14 protein-coding genes are annotated in these 14,622 nt (G+C 57.1%); 9 read left to right on the forward strand and 5 right to left on the reverse strand.

Annotated features, from left to right (window positions below; translation table 11 throughout):
- The 5 genes from DBR30_RS21715 to DBR30_RS05855 all read right to left on the reverse strand — a co-directional run.
- Nucleotides 1-1,209 (reverse strand): ATP-binding cassette domain-containing protein (locus DBR30_RS21715; RefSeq protein WP_258224301.1); only part of this gene is annotated, 1,209 nt, incomplete at its 3' end.
- A 73-nt stretch (nucleotides 1,210-1,282) separates the two neighbouring features.
- The gene (locus DBR30_RS05840) at nucleotides 1,283-1,513 is read right to left on the reverse strand and encodes a glutaredoxin family protein (protein ID WP_108540423.1); all 231 of its coding nucleotides are present in this window, start codon (nucleotides 1,511-1,513) and stop codon (nucleotides 1,283-1,285) included.
- The gene (gene rlmKL, locus DBR30_RS05845; RefSeq protein WP_181363499.1) at nucleotides 1,513-3,708 is read right to left on the reverse strand and encodes a bifunctional 23S rRNA (guanine(2069)-N(7))-methyltransferase RlmK/23S rRNA (guanine(2445)-N(2))-methyltransferase RlmL; all 2,196 of its coding nucleotides are present in this window, start codon (nucleotides 3,706-3,708) and stop codon (nucleotides 1,513-1,515) included. Before rlmKL ends, DBR30_RS05840 begins: the two co-directional genes overlap by 1 nt.
- A 139-nt stretch (nucleotides 3,709-3,847) precedes the next feature.
- Entirely contained in the window at nucleotides 3,848-3,973 is a 126-nt protein-coding gene (ykgO, locus tag DBR30_RS05850; protein WP_005336596.1) for a type B 50S ribosomal protein L36, read from the reverse strand.
- A complete protein-coding gene (locus DBR30_RS05855; RefSeq protein WP_005336598.1) occupies nucleotides 3,974-4,237 on the reverse strand; it encodes a type B 50S ribosomal protein L31 in 264 nt (87 codons plus the stop codon).
- Nucleotides 4,238-4,478: 241 nt separating this feature from the next.
- On the opposite strand from DBR30_RS05855, the gene DBR30_RS05860 reads away from it, so the two are divergent.
- From DBR30_RS05860 to DBR30_RS05900, 9 genes are all read left to right on the forward strand, one after another.
- Nucleotides 4,479-4,847, forward strand: a complete 369-nt coding sequence (locus DBR30_RS05860; RefSeq protein WP_058052576.1) for a response regulator — start codon at nucleotides 4,479-4,481, stop codon at nucleotides 4,845-4,847.
- Between the two features lie 16 nt (nucleotides 4,848-4,863).
- Entirely contained in the window at nucleotides 4,864-5,184 is a 321-nt protein-coding gene (locus DBR30_RS05865) for an STAS domain-containing protein (RefSeq protein ID WP_108540420.1), read from the forward strand.
- Nucleotides 5,171-7,324 (forward strand): chemotaxis protein CheA, encoded by a 2,154-nt coding sequence (locus tag DBR30_RS05870; protein WP_108540417.1) that lies wholly within the window; start codon nucleotides 5,171-5,173, stop codon nucleotides 7,322-7,324. The genes DBR30_RS05865 and DBR30_RS05870 overlap by 14 nt, the downstream gene beginning before the upstream one ends.
- A 43-nt stretch (nucleotides 7,325-7,367) precedes the next feature.
- Entirely contained in the window at nucleotides 7,368-9,050 is a 1,683-nt protein-coding gene (locus tag DBR30_RS05875; RefSeq protein WP_108540414.1) for a methyl-accepting chemotaxis protein, read from the forward strand.
- 10 nt (nucleotides 9,051-9,060) lie between these two features.
- Nucleotides 9,061-9,594, forward strand: coding sequence for a chemotaxis protein CheW (locus DBR30_RS05880; RefSeq protein WP_108540411.1), 534 nt, complete (start codon nucleotides 9,061-9,063; stop codon nucleotides 9,592-9,594).
- Nucleotides 9,588-10,454, forward strand: a complete 867-nt coding sequence (locus DBR30_RS05885) for a CheR family methyltransferase (protein WP_108540408.1) — start codon at nucleotides 9,588-9,590, stop codon at nucleotides 10,452-10,454. The genes DBR30_RS05880 and DBR30_RS05885 overlap by 7 nt, the downstream gene beginning before the upstream one ends.
- Nucleotides 10,451-11,521, forward strand: a complete 1,071-nt coding sequence (locus tag DBR30_RS05890) for a protein-glutamate methylesterase/protein-glutamine glutaminase (RefSeq protein ID WP_108588236.1) — start codon at nucleotides 10,451-10,453, stop codon at nucleotides 11,519-11,521. Before DBR30_RS05885 ends, DBR30_RS05890 begins: the two co-directional genes overlap by 4 nt.
- Nucleotides 11,522-11,534: 13 nt before the next feature.
- Nucleotides 11,535-12,761, forward strand: a complete 1,227-nt coding sequence (locus DBR30_RS05895; RefSeq protein ID WP_108542392.1) for an EAL domain-containing response regulator — start codon at nucleotides 11,535-11,537, stop codon at nucleotides 12,759-12,761.
- A gap of 85 nt (nucleotides 12,762-12,846) precedes the next feature.
- Nucleotides 12,847-14,478, forward strand: a complete 1,632-nt coding sequence (locus tag DBR30_RS05900; RefSeq protein WP_108542393.1) for a methyl-accepting chemotaxis protein — start codon at nucleotides 12,847-12,849, stop codon at nucleotides 14,476-14,478.
- The last annotated feature ends 144 nt before the right edge of the window (nucleotides 14,479-14,622 follow it).

Here is a 14,622-nt window from a genome sequence, read left to right on the forward strand (position 1 = left end):
GTTGTCCACCACCGTCTGCTCGGGATCGAGCTGTTCGCGGTACTGATCGAAGTAGGCCACTTCCAGATTGGTGCCCTGACGCACCGAACCACGAGTGGCATCTAGCTGACCCAGCAGCAGCTTGATCAGGGTCGACTTGCCGCATCCGTTGGGGCCAACCAGCGCAATCTTGTCGCCACGCAGCACCTGCAGATCCAGCCCCTCGAACAAGGTGCGATCACCAAAGTCGAGCCCCAATCCTTCAGCTTCAAATACCAGCTTGCCGGAGCGGCTCGCCTCATCGAGTTGCAGTTTGGCTTTACCCTGCAGTTCACGACGCTGGGTACGCTCCATCCGCATCGCCTTGAGGGCGCGCACTCGCCCCTCGTTACGGGTACGGCGAGCCTTGATGCCCTGACGCACCCACACCTCTTCCTGCGCCAGCTTGCGGTCGAACTCGGCATTTTTCAGCTCTTCAACCCGCAACCACTCCTCTTTCCCCTGCAGGTACTCGTCGTAGTTACCCGGCCAGGAGGTGATGGCGCCGCGATCCAGATCGATGATCCGGGTTGCCAGCTTGTGGATGAACTCCCGATCGTGAGAGATAAAGACGATGGCGCCGCGAAAATCCTTGAGGAAATCTTCCAGCCAGTTGATGGCTTCGATATCAAGGTGGTTGGTCGGCTCATCGAGCAGCAGCAAGTCGGGATCGCAGGCCAGCGCACGGGCCAGCGCCACTTTTCGCAGCCAGCCGCCGGAGAGGCTGTCGAGGGTCACATCGGGATCCAGCCCCAGCAGGGTCAACACCTGACTGATGCGGGTCTCAAATTGCCAGCCGTTCTGATAATCGAGCTGCTCTTGCAACTCGCTCATCTTGCGAATATTGGCATCTGACGGATCGCTCGCCAGCTCCATGGAGATGTGGTGGTACTGCTTGAGCAGTTCCCCCACCCCCGCCAGCCCTTCGGCAGCATAGTCAAACACCGTCAGCTCGCTGGAAGCAGGCGGATCTTGCTCAAGGCGGGTCACTTTCAAATCTTGTTGCAGCACCAGACGCCCGTCGTCCAGCGGCAATTCGCTGGCAATGACCTTCATCAGGGTGGACTTGCCCGCCCCGTTGCGGCCAACCAGACAGAGGCGCTCGCCCCGCTCGATGGTCAATTCGGCATTGTCGAGCAGCGGGAAATCACTGAACGACAGACATGCGCCGTGCAATGTTAAAAGAGCCATGTATGTTCCTTATTTCATATGAAAAAAACGGGCAGCAGACTGGGTCTGCCCCCGTTTTATCGTCAAATCACTCTCACCCCTGACGGGCGGCCCAGCCCTTGAGCTCGACCAGCGTGAAGGGCCAGCCGAGCTCGCGGCCCGCCTCGTCACGCAGTACCGGAATACGAACCCGATAGGCAGCAAGCCACTGCTCATCATCCATGATGTCGCACTGGCGGGTGGTGGCGGCAAGGCCGGCCTCCTCCACCAGCGCCCAGGCCTGCTCACAGAGGTGGCAACCGTCGGTGTGAAACAGGGTCAGCATCACGCCTCAGCCTGCTCCGGCGCATGGGTGATGATCCAGCAGTTGTGGATGTGCTGGTTGCGCTCGAAATCCTTCGGTCGCGTCTTCTGGGTGATGTTCTGGGCCTTGAGACCGATAGCCTCGAGACCTGCCAGATCCATCTTGAAGTGACGCTTGTTGTTGGAGAAGACCAGGGTGCCATCGGCCGCAAGCAGGCGCTTCAGGTGCTGCATCAACAGCAGGTGATCACGCTGTACGTCGAAGCTCTCGTCCATCCGCTTGGAGTTGGAGAAGGTGGGCGGATCGATGAAGATGAGGTCGTACTGCTCATCGGCTTCAGACAACCACTTCAGGCAATCTGCCTGGACAAACTTGTGCTGACGGCCCACCAGCGAGTTGAGGCGCATGTTGTCCTGCGCCCAGTTCAGGTAGGTGTGGGACATGTCCACTGTGGTGGTCTCGCTGGCACCGCCAAGACCTGCGTGCACGGTGGCACTGCCGGTGTAGGCAAACAGGTTCAGGAAGCGCTTGCCCTTGGCCATCTGACCCAGCATGCGGCGGGTCTGACGGTGGTCGAGGAATAGACCGGTATCCAGATAGTCGTAGAGGTTGACCCACAGACGGGCACCGTACTCCTGTACTTCCATCCGGTGCTGCTCTTCGGAGAGCTTCTGATACTGCTGTTTGCCTTCCTGACGCTCACGCACCTTCAGGATCACCTTCTCGCCGTCCATGCCGGTCACCTTGATGGCGGCTTGAACCATGTCGAGCAGACGCTGACGGGTCTTCTGGGCGGGGATATCCTTGGGCGCGGCATACTCCTGCACCACCAGATAGTCCTGATAGCGGTCGATGGCGGCGTTGTATTCCGGCAAGTCGGCATCATAGAGACGGTAGCAGTCGAGATTCTCTTTCTTCGCCCACTTCTCGAGCGCCTTCAGATTCTTGCGCAGACGGTTGGCAAAGTCCTGTGCGACCTCTTTTTGGGAAGCCACGGAGTCCAGTGCGATTTGATAATTGCGCAGCTGACACTCGAGGGCGCCGTTGAACAGGCGATATTGCTTGTCGGCGCGCAGGCGCAGACAACTGAGCAGCTCGGGCGATGCGGAAAGAATGGAGACTTTCCAACCCTGGAAGCTGCGACGCAGGGCATCGCCGAGGGCCTGATGCACTTCCAGCAGCGCCGGAAATTCGCCAAGACGCTCGCCATAGGGCGGGTTGGAGATGAGCATACCGACCTGGCGGGCCTCCCCTTGACCTTCTTCCCCTTCAACAGGGGCAGGCATCGGCAGCGGGTTTTCCAGCTTGGTGACATCGGCTTGCTTGAAGGTGATGAGGTGGGCCACACCGGCCGCCTTGGCGTTGTCACGGGCTTTGAGCAGCACACGCTGGTCGGCATCGCAACCAAACAGTTTTACTTCGCAACGCTGCATGCCACGTTTGGCGCGCACTTGCGCTTCCATCATCAGGCTCTGCCACAGCTCGCTATCGTGCTGCAGCCAGCGATCGAAACCGAAGCGCTCGCGACGCAGCGCCGGCGCCATGTCGGCGGCGATAAAGGCCGCTTCAATCAGCAAAGTACCGGAACCGCACATCGGGTCCATCATGGGCTCACCGGCCCAGCCGCTACGGGCAATCATGGCGCAGGCCAGGTTCTCTTTGAGCGGTGCCTCACCGGTGCCCTGACGATAGAAACGCTGGTGCAGCGCCGGGCCTGACAAGTCCAGCGTGATATTGGCCTTGCCCTTGCCCAGGTGCGCCATGATACGGATATCAGGCGACTTTTTGTCCACGTCCGGACGCACGTGACCGCGCTTGGTGAAGCGGTCGACGATGGCATCCTTGATCTTCAGCGCGCCATATTGGGTATTGCGAATGGCAGGGTTGGTACCGGTAAAGTCCACCGCGATGGTAGAGGTACCGGAGAAGTGCTCTTCCCAAGGGATAGTGTGGGCGCCCAGATAGAGATCCAGATCGTCGTTCATCTGGAATTCGGAGAGCACCAGCACGATACGGGAGGCAAAACGGCTCCACAGGCACGCCTTGTAGCCAATCGCCAGTTCGCCTTTGAAGTGGACGCCAGCCACGGTCTCACGGACCTGCTCTGCGCCAAGATTGGTCAGCTCATCGGCCAACAGGTTTTCCAGCCCCTTGGGGCAGGTTGCAAAAAATTCTTTCATCACGCTCACGGGGAACCCATAAAAATAGTGCCGCATTATACCTCATCAGGCGGGCTGGAGCATGCAAAAGTCGGCGCAAACAGCAGGATGGAAACAGATTGATAGGGGCGATAAAGGTAAAAGACCCCATGATCACCTGATGGCGAGATCATGGGGCCAGACATCATTTAACGAATCACTTCATGCGAGCCTTGAAACGGGGATTGCTTTTGCAAATCACGAACAATTTGCCCCGACGACGCACCAACTGACAATCGGGATGACGTGCCCGTGCGGATTTGAGTGAACAGACGACCTGCATTCAGGACTCCTTCTTGCTTGAAAATGCGCCAAAGCGCTTGTTGAAACGGGCCACACTCCCCTCGCTCGATACCTGCTTCTGCTTGCCGGTATAAAACGAGTGCGACTGGCTGGAAACATCGAGCGACACATAGGGATACTCCTTCCCGTCTTGCCACGTGTAGCGGCGATCGCTCTTGATGGTTGAACCGACCAAGAAAAAGGCATCTGCCGCCGTGTCATGGAACAGCACCAAACGATAATCCGGATGAATATGAGGCTTCATGGCAACTCCATTTTGTTATGTTATAACAAACAATATATGAGAATGCCTCTCGTTTCAATATGGAAGGATGCAACATAGACAAACACCCATTGCGATAGCGCGGGAACGATAACGCTGCCTTTCCCCTTCGTTCATTGGACTCATTTTTAAAACATCCACACAGATCAAGTTATTGGACAACAATTAGTGGGTTAGAGAAATGTCATCCGGATACCATCATCGCGTATGAATGAGCAGGAATATGACTAAAACCATCCTCGTTGTGGACGATTCTGCCAGCATCAGAGCCACCATCACCATGACGTTGCAAAGCGCAGGCTTTGCAGTGATTGAAGCCGATGATGGCAACGCGGCCCTTGGCCAGCTGGAGCGCCAGCGCGTACATCTCATTATTTCGGATCTCAACATGCCAGGCATGGATGGCATGACCCTGCTCAGGCAAGTCAAGAAACAGCCAGCGACCCGTTACCTACCCTTCATCATGCTGACTACCGAGAACTCGGCAGAGATCAGGCTGGAGGGGTTCAATGCGGGGGCGCGCATCTGGCTGACCAAGCCGTTTGAACCACTAAAGCTGATCGATGATGTCTATAAGGTGATGCAACCATGACACAGAGGCAACGGAGATGAGTTTCGAGCTTGATATTCTGCATGCGCCCCCGACCGCCACACTTACGGGGGAGCTCACCATCATGACCCTTGGCGAGCTGCAGGACGATCTCTTCAGCCTGCTCAACTTCGCCATCGTCGTGCTGGATGTCAGCCAACTGGAGGCTCTGGATAGTTGCGGAGCCCAACTACTGGCGCTCTTGCAGCAAGAGGCCAATCAGCAGAACAAGAGTCTGCGGATCCGCGCAGGTGAAGAGAGCGTGGCACAACAGGCATTGAGTCAGCTCGGCTTGTTGCCCATGCTGACCTTGGTGAGGGCCCAAGATGGACATCAATAAAGCGCGCGCCCTCTTTTTTGAAGAGGCCTATGAGCAGTGCGACAATCTGGAACACGCCCTGCTGGACAGAGAGACCTACCCCGCGAACCCGGATACCTACAATCTGATGTTTCGCACCGCCCATACCATCAAGGGATCGGCCAGCATGCTGGGGCTCACCATGCTGGTTCGCTTTGCCCATGCCATGGAGAACATGCTGACGCGACTGCGCAGCGGCGAGCTACAGCTCGATGAGCATCTGATCAATCTGCTGCTGGCCTGTAACGATCAACTGCGCGATCTGCTGCAAGGGGCCGAGCACAACCCCGAGCTGCCGCAAACCGAAACCCAGCAGATCCTGGCGCTACTCTCCCAACTACAGGGTCACCAGAGCCTGCCCAATCCACCGGTCTCACTGCCCGTCCAGCTCGTTGCCGCCGAGCAAGATATGCGAGCGTGGCACCTGTCGCTGCGCTTCTATCCGGCCCTCTATCAGGATGGCTTCGATCTGTTGGCGTTTATCCGCTATCTCGCCAATCTGGGGGATATCGTCTTTATCGAGCCGGTCTGGCATGAGTGGCCACCGCTGCAACTGCTTGATCCCACTGAGTGTTTTCTGGGCTACGAGATCACGCTGCGCAGCGCACAATCCCCCGAGCGTATTCGCAGCACCTTCGATTTCGTCGCGCACGCCAGCATTATCTGCCTGCTCACCCCTCATCAGGATCTGGCCGAATATGCCAAACAGGGCGCGCGGCTGGCCCAGTGGCGCAATGAACCGCTGGCGGCACAGTTGGCTCGCTGGGAAGCGGCCAATGTCCTGGCCCGGGCCGAAGCCGATGCCATCGAGCGCGGTGCATACGACAATGCGCCCGCCACCCAATTTGATCAGCCTGCACCCGCCAAATCGGAGAGTGAACCCGAGAGCCCCGTTGCCCCCCTCGTCAAACCCGCACCACTGCGGGCCGAAGGGCACTACATCCGCATTGAAGCCGCCAAATTGGATCGACTGATCAACCGGGTTGGCGAGTTGGTGATCGCCACCTCGGCCACCACCTTGCAGGCAAAAATGCGGGGGGATGCCGAACTGATCGAGTCGGTCGCCACCGTCAACACCCTGGTCGAGGGGATCCGTGATGATGCCCTCACGCTGCGGATGGTGCCCATCAACGAGATCTTCAACCGCTTTCCCCGACTGGTGCATGAATTGTCCCAACAGACAGGTAAAAACATCAGCCTGCACATCAACAACGCCGATACCGATATCGACAAATCCATGGTCGAGAAGTTGACCGATCCCCTGATGCACCTTGTACGCAACGCTGTCGACCACGGTATTGAGGATGAACCGCAGCGCCTGCTGGCAGGTAAATCTGCGTCTGGCGTGATCACTCTCAATGCCTATCACGACGCAGGCGCCGTGGTGGTCGAGGTGAGTGACGATGGCCGCGGCATCGATCGGGAGAAGATCCAGGCCAAGGCCCTTGCCCTCGGCATGGCGCAAGAGGGCAAGGTTATGGGGGAGCAGGAGATATTCCAATTTCTGTTTCAGCCAGGCTTCTCCACTGCGACCGATGTCAGCGACCTCTCCGGCCGCGGGGTCGGACTGGATGTGGTCAAACGCAATCTGGAGTCGCTGCGCGGTGAAGCCTCCATCGAAAGCCATCTGGGGATGGGAACCACCTTCCGCCTCAGATTGCCGCTGACACTGGCCATCATCGACGGTTTTCGCATCGAGGTGGATCACTCCTCACTGGTTATCCCCCTCGACATGATGATCGAGTGCATCGACCTGCCGCCGGAAGCACTCGATACCCCGTCACGGCAGATAAATATTCGCGGCGAGTGGGTGCCCTTCATCGTGTTGCGCGAACTCTTTGCCCTCCCCTCGGCCAATGAGCCCGCTTTTGTGGTGATGGTCGATTATGCCGACAACCGGGCGGGCATAGTGGTAGATCGGCTGATCGGCGAAGTACAGGCGGTGATCAAACCGCTGGGCGAGCTGTTCAAATCCCTGCGCTATGTCAGCGGCTCCACCATTCTGGGCAACGGTGAGCCCGCCCTTATTCTCGATGTGCCGCAGTTGATAGAGTTGGCGCGGCGCAGAGAACGGCATTTGCTCCATGAGCAGACCGACACATTGTTCAGCATCAGGAACTGATCCCCAACATACTGTTATCAACCGGATTAACGGAGTCAAAACCATGGACTGGTTTCACAACTTGCAAGTCAGAACAAAACTGGTGTTTTCGTTCTCCATCCTGATGGTACTGCTGGTGATATTGACCCTTACCAGTTACCACTCAACCAAGGCGATGGCTCAGCTGGTCAAGAACATGCATGCCAATCAGCTGGTTCCCATCAGGGATCTGGCCAATGCCAATATGCAAGCGATCTACATGAACCGGGCGCTCTATCGCTATGTGCTGGAGTCGAGCGAAGAGAGCAGAAGGATCAATGCTGGCAACATGTTGCGCTATGAAAAGCAGCTCAACAAGTTGTTAGATACCTATCGCAAAACTTACCTGACCCAGCCGGAGATCGATGCGCTGGCCCGTTTTGACCAGGCATGGGCCATCTATAAAACCTCTGCCGATACCATCATGCACACCGCGCAAGCTGACGTCGGGGACAACCTCAACAATCAGAGTGCGGCGAAAATCATGGCAGAGCAGGGACGCCCGGCCTTTGATCGGGCGGATGATCTGCTGACCGAGCTGGTTAATCTGAATGACAAGCTGGCCAGCCAATCACTTGCTGAGAGCGAGGTGATCTACCAGAGCAACTTCAGCCTGTTGATCGGCATTTCAAGCTCCGCATTTGCCATCTGTCTGGTGTTGGCCCTGCTGGTGACCCGCAGTATCTTGCGCCAGCTGGGGGGAGACCCCTCCTATACCGTGCAGGTGGTTTCCCGTGTTGCCGCAGGGGATCTCTCGACTCCGGTCAAGCTGCGCAGTGATGACACCTCCAGCCTGCTGTTTGCCATCAAGAGCATGGCCCATCGCCTCTCCGATACCCTCAATGAAGTGGGCGCCATGTCGGAGGCCATTGGCTCTGCCTCCGAACAGGTGGCGGCTACCGCCAACTCCCTCTCCCAAACCGCCTCGGAGCTGGCCTCCAGCGTCGAGCAGACCAGCGCCTCGGTTGAAGAGATGGCCGCTACCGTGAGCCAGAACGCCGATAACGCCAAGGTGACCGAAAATATCTCCACCAAGGCCGCCAGCAGTGCCACCGACAGTGGCAAGGCGGTCGGTGAGATGGTGCATGCCATGAAGGAGATCGCCTCCCGCATCACGGTGATCAACGACATCGCCAATAAAACCGATCTGCTGGCCATCAATGCCGCCATCGAAGCGGCGCGTGCCGGTGAACACGGCAAAGGGTTTGCCACCGTGGCGGCCGAGGTCAGAAAACTGGCTGAACGCTCGCAAAATGCCGCCAAAGAGATTGGCGAGCTGGCCAGTCGTTCGGTCAGCGTGGCTGAACAGGCGGGCACCTTGCTGCGTGAGATGCTGCCCGGCATCGATCAGACCGCCACCCTGGTGCAAGAAATTGCCTCTGCCTCTCGCGAGCAGCGGGCCAGCGTCTCCCAAATCAATATTGCGGTGACCCAGATCAGCGATGGCATGCAGGCCTCTGCCGCCTCTGCCGAGGAGCTGAGCTCCACCTCCGAAGAGCTGAGTTCCACTGCGCTGCAACTGCAGGAGCTGATGCAGCAGTTCACCCTGAGGGGAGGCAACAGTCGTCAGCCACAGCCATTCCACGGTTCACACTATGTGGCCAAACCCGTGAGCCCGAAAAAGAGTGCCCTGAACCAACATCCACACCTGCACCACGACGAGGATCTGGAGCGGGAAGTCGATGATGGCAAGTTCACCAACTACTAGGAGCCGGCATATGCGCACCAAACTTGCTCCTGAGGCCACCACCTCCCACTTCCACTGCGTGACCTTCATGCTGGGGGGGGAGTTATATGGGGTCGATATCGGCTGCATCCGTGAAATCATCGAGTTCGAGGGGATGACCCCAGTGCCCATGATGCCGCGCTTCGTCAGGGGGATCATCAATCTGCGGGGAGCTGTGGTACCCGTTATCGACCTCTCTATCCGCTTTGGCCGGGCCCAGACCGAGCTCAAACCGACCACCTGTGTGGCAATCCTGTCGCTGGCCAACAGCAGTGGCGAAGAGCAGGAGATCGGCATGCTGCTCGATGCGGTGTGTGAAGTGCTGGAGGTCGCCACCGACACCATAGAGCCCGCCCCGACATTTGGTGCCCATATCCGGGGAGACTTCATTCAGGGGGTGGTCACCATCGCACAGCAGTTCGCCATTCTGCTCGACATGCACAAGGCCCTCTCCATTGCCGAGCTCAGCACCATGGCAGAGGCGACCACCAGCCAGCTGTTCAATATCGAGTCAGGGGGATGCTAGTGGCATCACCCATCCCTCCTGAACAGGGGCCGATCCTCAGCCAAAAGGAGTTCGATCTATTCCGGCGCTTTATTCTGACCACCGCCGGTATCGATCTTGCTCCCTGCAAGCGGGCGCTGGTGCAATCCCGGCTGGCCAAGCGGCTGCGCGCCCTTAATCTCGTCAGTTACTACAGCTATTGGGAACGGATCAACCAGCCGCAAGACGTCAATGAGCGCCAGATCGCCATCAATCTGCTCTCCACCAACGAAACCTACTTTTTTCGCGAGGCGCAGCACTTCAGCTGGCTGAAACAGTATGCCGAGCAGTTGCAGGCAAGCCGTCACCAGCCAATACGGATCTGGTCTGCCGCCTGCTCCACCGGCGAGGAGGCTTATTCCGCCGCCATGGTGCTGGCTGAACAGCTCGGCCTCAACGAGCGCTGGAAGATCTACGCCACCGACATCAACACCCGGGTGATCCCCTTTGCCCAGCGCGCCATCTACGCCGTTGAGCGGGCCCAACATGTCCCCCCCCATCTCTGGATGCGCTACTTTCAGCGCGGCCATGATGAGTACACCGGCAAGGTACGAGTGCGCCCCGAATTAGCCAGAAAGGTCTCGTTTTCCAACCTCAATCTACTCAATTGCGGCAACTTTACCGAGCGTGATTTTGACGTCATCTTCCTGCGCAACGTGCTGATCTACTTTAACGAAACCACCAAGGCACAGGTTCTCTCCCAACTGTGCGATCTGCTCAAACCCGGTGGCTATCTGCTGGTCGGCCACTCGGAGATCATCCGTCAACAGGGTCTGCCGCTGGAGCAAGAGGCACCCTCCCGCTATCGCTGCCAACCCCAGTCATTCAAGGATAAACTATGACCATACGGGTATTGATCGTTGACGACTCGGCGTTGGTGCGTGAAGTGCTGACCCAGATGCTGGACAAAGCCCCCGATATCGAGGTGCTGGGCGCCGCATTCGATCCCATCTTTGCCATGCAGCAGATGAAGAAGAGTTGGCCGGACGTGATCATTCTCGATATTGAGATGCCGCGGATGGATGGCATCACTTTTTTGAGAAAAATCATGAGCGAGCGACCGACACCGGTCATCATCTGCTCCTCTCTGACCGAAGAAGGGGCCGCCGTCACACTGGATGCCCTCGCCGCTGGCGCCATCTCCATCATCACCAAACCGGCCGTCGGCATTAAAGGCTTTCTGCAGCAATCGGCCAACGAGCTGATCCAGGAGATCCGCATGGCGGTCAACGCCAAGCTGCGCAACCTGATGCCGACCAACCAGCCCGCAGGCTTCGTACCCGCCCCCAAACGCAGCGCCGATGCCATGCTCTCTGCCCCAGCCGAGCGGATCAAATTCAAAACCACCGAGCGGATCATTGCCCTTGGCACCTCGACCGGTGGCACCCAAGCGTTGGAGTACCTGCTGACCCGGTTGCCCACCAGCTGCCCGGGTTTGGCCATCGTGCAACACATGCCCGCCAGATTTACCGCCTCGTTTGCCGAGCGGCTCAACGGTCTGTCCCAGATTGAAGTCAAAGAGGCGGTCACGGGGGATCGCCTACTGCCCGGGGTGGCGCTCATTGCGCCGGGGGGCAAGCATCTGCTGATCCAGCGCAGTGGTGCCCAATACCTGGCGGAGGTGAAAGAGGGGCCGCCGGTCTCCCGCCATTGCCCCTCGGTCGATGTGCTGTTTCGCTCGGTGGCGGTGAGTGCGGGACACAATGCACTCGGCGTCATCATGACCGGCATGGGGGATGACGGTGCCCGTGGTTTGCGAGAGCTACGCGATACCGGCGCCCGCACTATTGCTCAGGATGAAGCCAGCTGTGTGGTATTTGGCATGCCAAAAGAGGCGATCGCCCACGGAGGGGTCGACGAAGTGATGTCACTCACACAGATAACCCAGACACTCGGTCGCCCGGATTGATGAGGGATTAGCTATGTCATTAGTACAATGGCAGGGCCGCTGCGCCCTGGTGGTCGATGATTCTCGCACTCAGCAGTATGAGGTGACCTGCCTGCTGCAGGAGCTGGGCTTTGGCCAAATCCATCTCGCCAGCGATGGTCAGGATGCTCTGGACAAACTGCAGCAGATCGATCACGTCGACCTGCTGATCACCGATCTCAACATGCCCGGTATGGATGGGGTTGAACTCATTAGTCAGCTGGAAATAAATGCTCATTATCAGATGTTTATCGCCGTCATGAGCGCCGTCGATCGGGATGTACTGGACGTAATCCACTCTATCGCCGATGCTGGCACGCTGGAGGTGATCGGCGTGCTGGCCAAGCCGATCCGGCAGCAGGATCTACACAATATGCTGCAACATTGCGACCCCATGAAACACCGTAAAAACAACAACTGGATGCAACTCAGCTTTACCGCCGAGGATGTGCGGCAGGCGCTGGAAGAAGGGCAACTGGTTCCCTTTCTGCAACCCAAGGTCGCCATGATGGATGCCACTCTCTATGGCTTCGAAGCACTGGTTCGCTGGCATCACCCGGAACACGGGGTACTGCCACCCATCTGCTTTGTCCATCATCTGGAACAGGGGCAACTGGCGCTGGACTTTTTCTATGCGTTTTTACACGCCACCTGCCGAGGACTCAATAAACTGACCACCCTGCCCTCGCCACTCAGCTGCTCCATTAATATGCCGGTCACTCTGCTGACCACCGATAAACTGGTTGGAAAAATGGTCGAGATTGTCCAGGAACACCAATTGCCCTGCAGTGCCATTATTATCGAGGTGACCGAAACCACCTTTATGTCAAATCTGGCTATGTCGCTGGGCACGCTAGCGCGGCTGAGATTACGGGGATTTGGCGTCGCCATGGATGATTATGGTACCGGCTACTCTTCCATGAAGCAGTTATCTCGCTGTCCCTTTACCGAGATCAAGATTGATAAAGAATTTGTCCATGACGCCCATACCAGCCCCAAGAAGTTGGCTATATTGACCTCAGCGATAGTGATGAGCCAAAAGCTGGGGCTCAAGACAGTGGCCGAAGGGGTTGAGAGCGAAGAGGACTGGCAACAACTCACATTGCTGGGGTGTGAACTGGCACAAGGATATTACATCAGTCGCCCCCTGCCGCTGGATCAAATTGAAAACTGGTTTGCCGAATGGCAGACCCGCTCACCCCAACCGGATCGACCATGTTGAATTTGTCCCCTGACCAAGGGGGAATAGTACAAAAGCAGTCGCTTTATCACTGCAAGGAACGCTAACCATTAGCATGAGGCTATCTATGAACAATCTAATACGTCAGGTTTCCATTAAAGTGCGATTGATAATCTCATTTTTACTGGTGAACCTCATCCTGATCGGGGTGGGGATATATGGCAAACAAAATACCGCCGTCGTCAATGACATGCTCAATAGCATGTATCTCAACAATTTGACGCCCATCAAAGATATTGCCAACGCCAATATGCAGGCGATCTACCATAACCGTTCACTGTTTGATTATGTGATCGAACCTACCCAGCCGGGCATGGACGCTATTAGTCGTAAAATGGATGAACATGAGCAAAAAATGGTGGCGTTGCTCAATAAATATCGCGCCACCGAGTTGACCGAGCCAGAGAAAGCCGCACTGGCAGAAGTTGACCGCACCTGGCCGATCTACAAAGAGTCCGCCAAAAAAGTGATGGCCGCCAGCTATGCCAACGATAACGATACCGCCGTCAAACTGATGAAAGGTGAAGCGGAAGCCAGTTTTCAGGTAGTCGACGACCTGCTCAGCAAGCTGGTGGATATTAATGAACAACTGGGCACAAAAGCCTATAACGACAGTGATGTGATCGTCGCTGACCTCACTGCCACGACCTACACCATTCTCACCCTCTCCGTTATCTTGTCTCTGGTGTTGGGCTGGCTGCTCAGCAACAGCATCAACCAGCCGCTGGCCAGCATCATGGAAGAGATCAAGCAATTGGCCGGTGGTTATCTCACGGCGAAAGACAATCCGGAAGGCAATGATGAACTGACCCAGATCCAGATCTCGATGGTCAATACTCGCCGCAGTCTGCGCGATATTGTCTCCACCATGCAGCATGCAGCCGAAGGACTCACCGCCAGCTCCTCTCAGCTGGTTGCCGCCGCTCAGCAGGTCAACACCAGCTCCCAGCAACAGTCGCTGGCTACCGCCAATACCGCCGCTTCGGTGGAAGAGTTGACGACCTCGGTCTCCCAGCTCTCCTCCTTCGCCAATCAGGCCAATACTGTCGTCATGGAGTCCGGCGAGATCGCCCATGCCGGTGAAGAGCAGGTCAAACGAGCCTCCCAAGAGGTGGTGCGGGTAACGGCTGCGGTCAATGACTCCGCCAAGCAAGTTCAAGGGCTGTTTGATGACATCACACGGATCAGCCAGATCTCGGTGATGATCCAGGGGGTTGCCGACCAGACCAACCTGCTGGCACTGAATGCCGCCATTGAAGCTGCTCGCGCCGGTGACATGGGACGTGGCTTTGCGGTGGTGGCAGATGAGGTTCGCACCCTGGCGGCTCGTACCACACAAGCAACCCAGGAGATCAACGAGATGCTCCAGTCCATCCAGCAAGGGGCGACTGGTGCGGTGAAAGGGATGAATACATGCGCCGACAGCATGGATACCGTGCGGGAGACCACTGACAACTCCAGCAACACCATGGCTCAGGTTGATCAGAGTTCACGCAAGGTGGTTGGCCTTATTCAGGAGATCAGCTCCATGCTCCATGAACAGGCTGCAGCTAGCCAGTTGATTGCCCAATCCGTCGAAGAGATCACCCAGATGTCAGTGGAGAACGTGGCTGCGGCCGAGAGCGTAAACCACGATGCATCCCAGCTCACCGACATCATTCAGCAGCTGGATCAGGGGATCCGCTTCTTCAAGGTCTAAGCATTCATTCAGACCGCAAACCGACGGGTTTGTGGTCTATTCAACCAGCGTAATCGGTTCAAGTTCTGTTTGTTCAATTAGCATCGGTTTCAGCACTACCAGTATGAGAATTGTGAGTGACAGAGGTTGTGGCGGGATTCATAC

It is taken from the genome of Aeromonas sp. HMWF017 (assembly GCF_003061465.1).
In the GTDB taxonomy this organism is placed as follows: Bacteria; Pseudomonadota; Gammaproteobacteria; order Enterobacterales; family Aeromonadaceae; genus Aeromonas; species Aeromonas veronii.

Bases quoted from the DNA above. Each gene is read 5' to 3' on its own strand.
- DBR30_RS05890 (WP_108588236.1), top strand. From the start codon at position 10,451: ATGACCATACGGGTATTGATCGTTGACGACTCGGCGTTGGTGCGTGAA.
- DBR30_RS05855 (WP_005336598.1), bottom strand. From the start codon at position 4,237: ATGAAGCCTCATATTCATCCGGATTATCGTTTGGTGCTGTTCCATGAC.
- DBR30_RS05840 (WP_108540423.1), bottom strand. From the start codon at position 1,513: ATGCTGACCCTGTTTCACACCGACGGTTGCCACCTCTGTGAGCAGGCC.
- DBR30_RS05885 (WP_108540408.1), top strand. From the start codon at position 9,588: ATGCTAGTGGCATCACCCATCCCTCCTGAACAGGGGCCGATCCTCAGC.
- DBR30_RS05865 (WP_108540420.1), top strand. From the start codon at position 4,864: ATGAGTTTCGAGCTTGATATTCTGCATGCGCCCCCGACCGCCACACTT.
- DBR30_RS05880 (WP_108540411.1), top strand. From the start codon at position 9,061: ATGCGCACCAAACTTGCTCCTGAGGCCACCACCTCCCACTTCCACTGC.
- rlmKL (WP_181363499.1), bottom strand. From the start codon at position 3,708: ATGCGGCACTATTTTTATGGGTTCCCCGTGAGCGTGATGAAAGAATTT.
- ykgO (WP_005336596.1), bottom strand. From the start codon at position 3,973: ATGCAGGTCGTCTGTTCACTCAAATCCGCACGGGCACGTCATCCCGAT.
- DBR30_RS05870 (WP_108540417.1), top strand. From the start codon at position 5,171: ATGGACATCAATAAAGCGCGCGCCCTCTTTTTTGAAGAGGCCTATGAG.
- DBR30_RS05895 (WP_108542392.1), top strand. From the start codon at position 11,535: ATGTCATTAGTACAATGGCAGGGCCGCTGCGCCCTGGTGGTCGATGAT.
- DBR30_RS05875 (WP_108540414.1), top strand. From the start codon at position 7,368: ATGGACTGGTTTCACAACTTGCAAGTCAGAACAAAACTGGTGTTTTCG.
- DBR30_RS05900 (WP_108542393.1), top strand. From the start codon at position 12,847: ATGAACAATCTAATACGTCAGGTTTCCATTAAAGTGCGATTGATAATC.
- DBR30_RS05860 (WP_058052576.1), top strand. From the start codon at position 4,479: ATGACTAAAACCATCCTCGTTGTGGACGATTCTGCCAGCATCAGAGCC.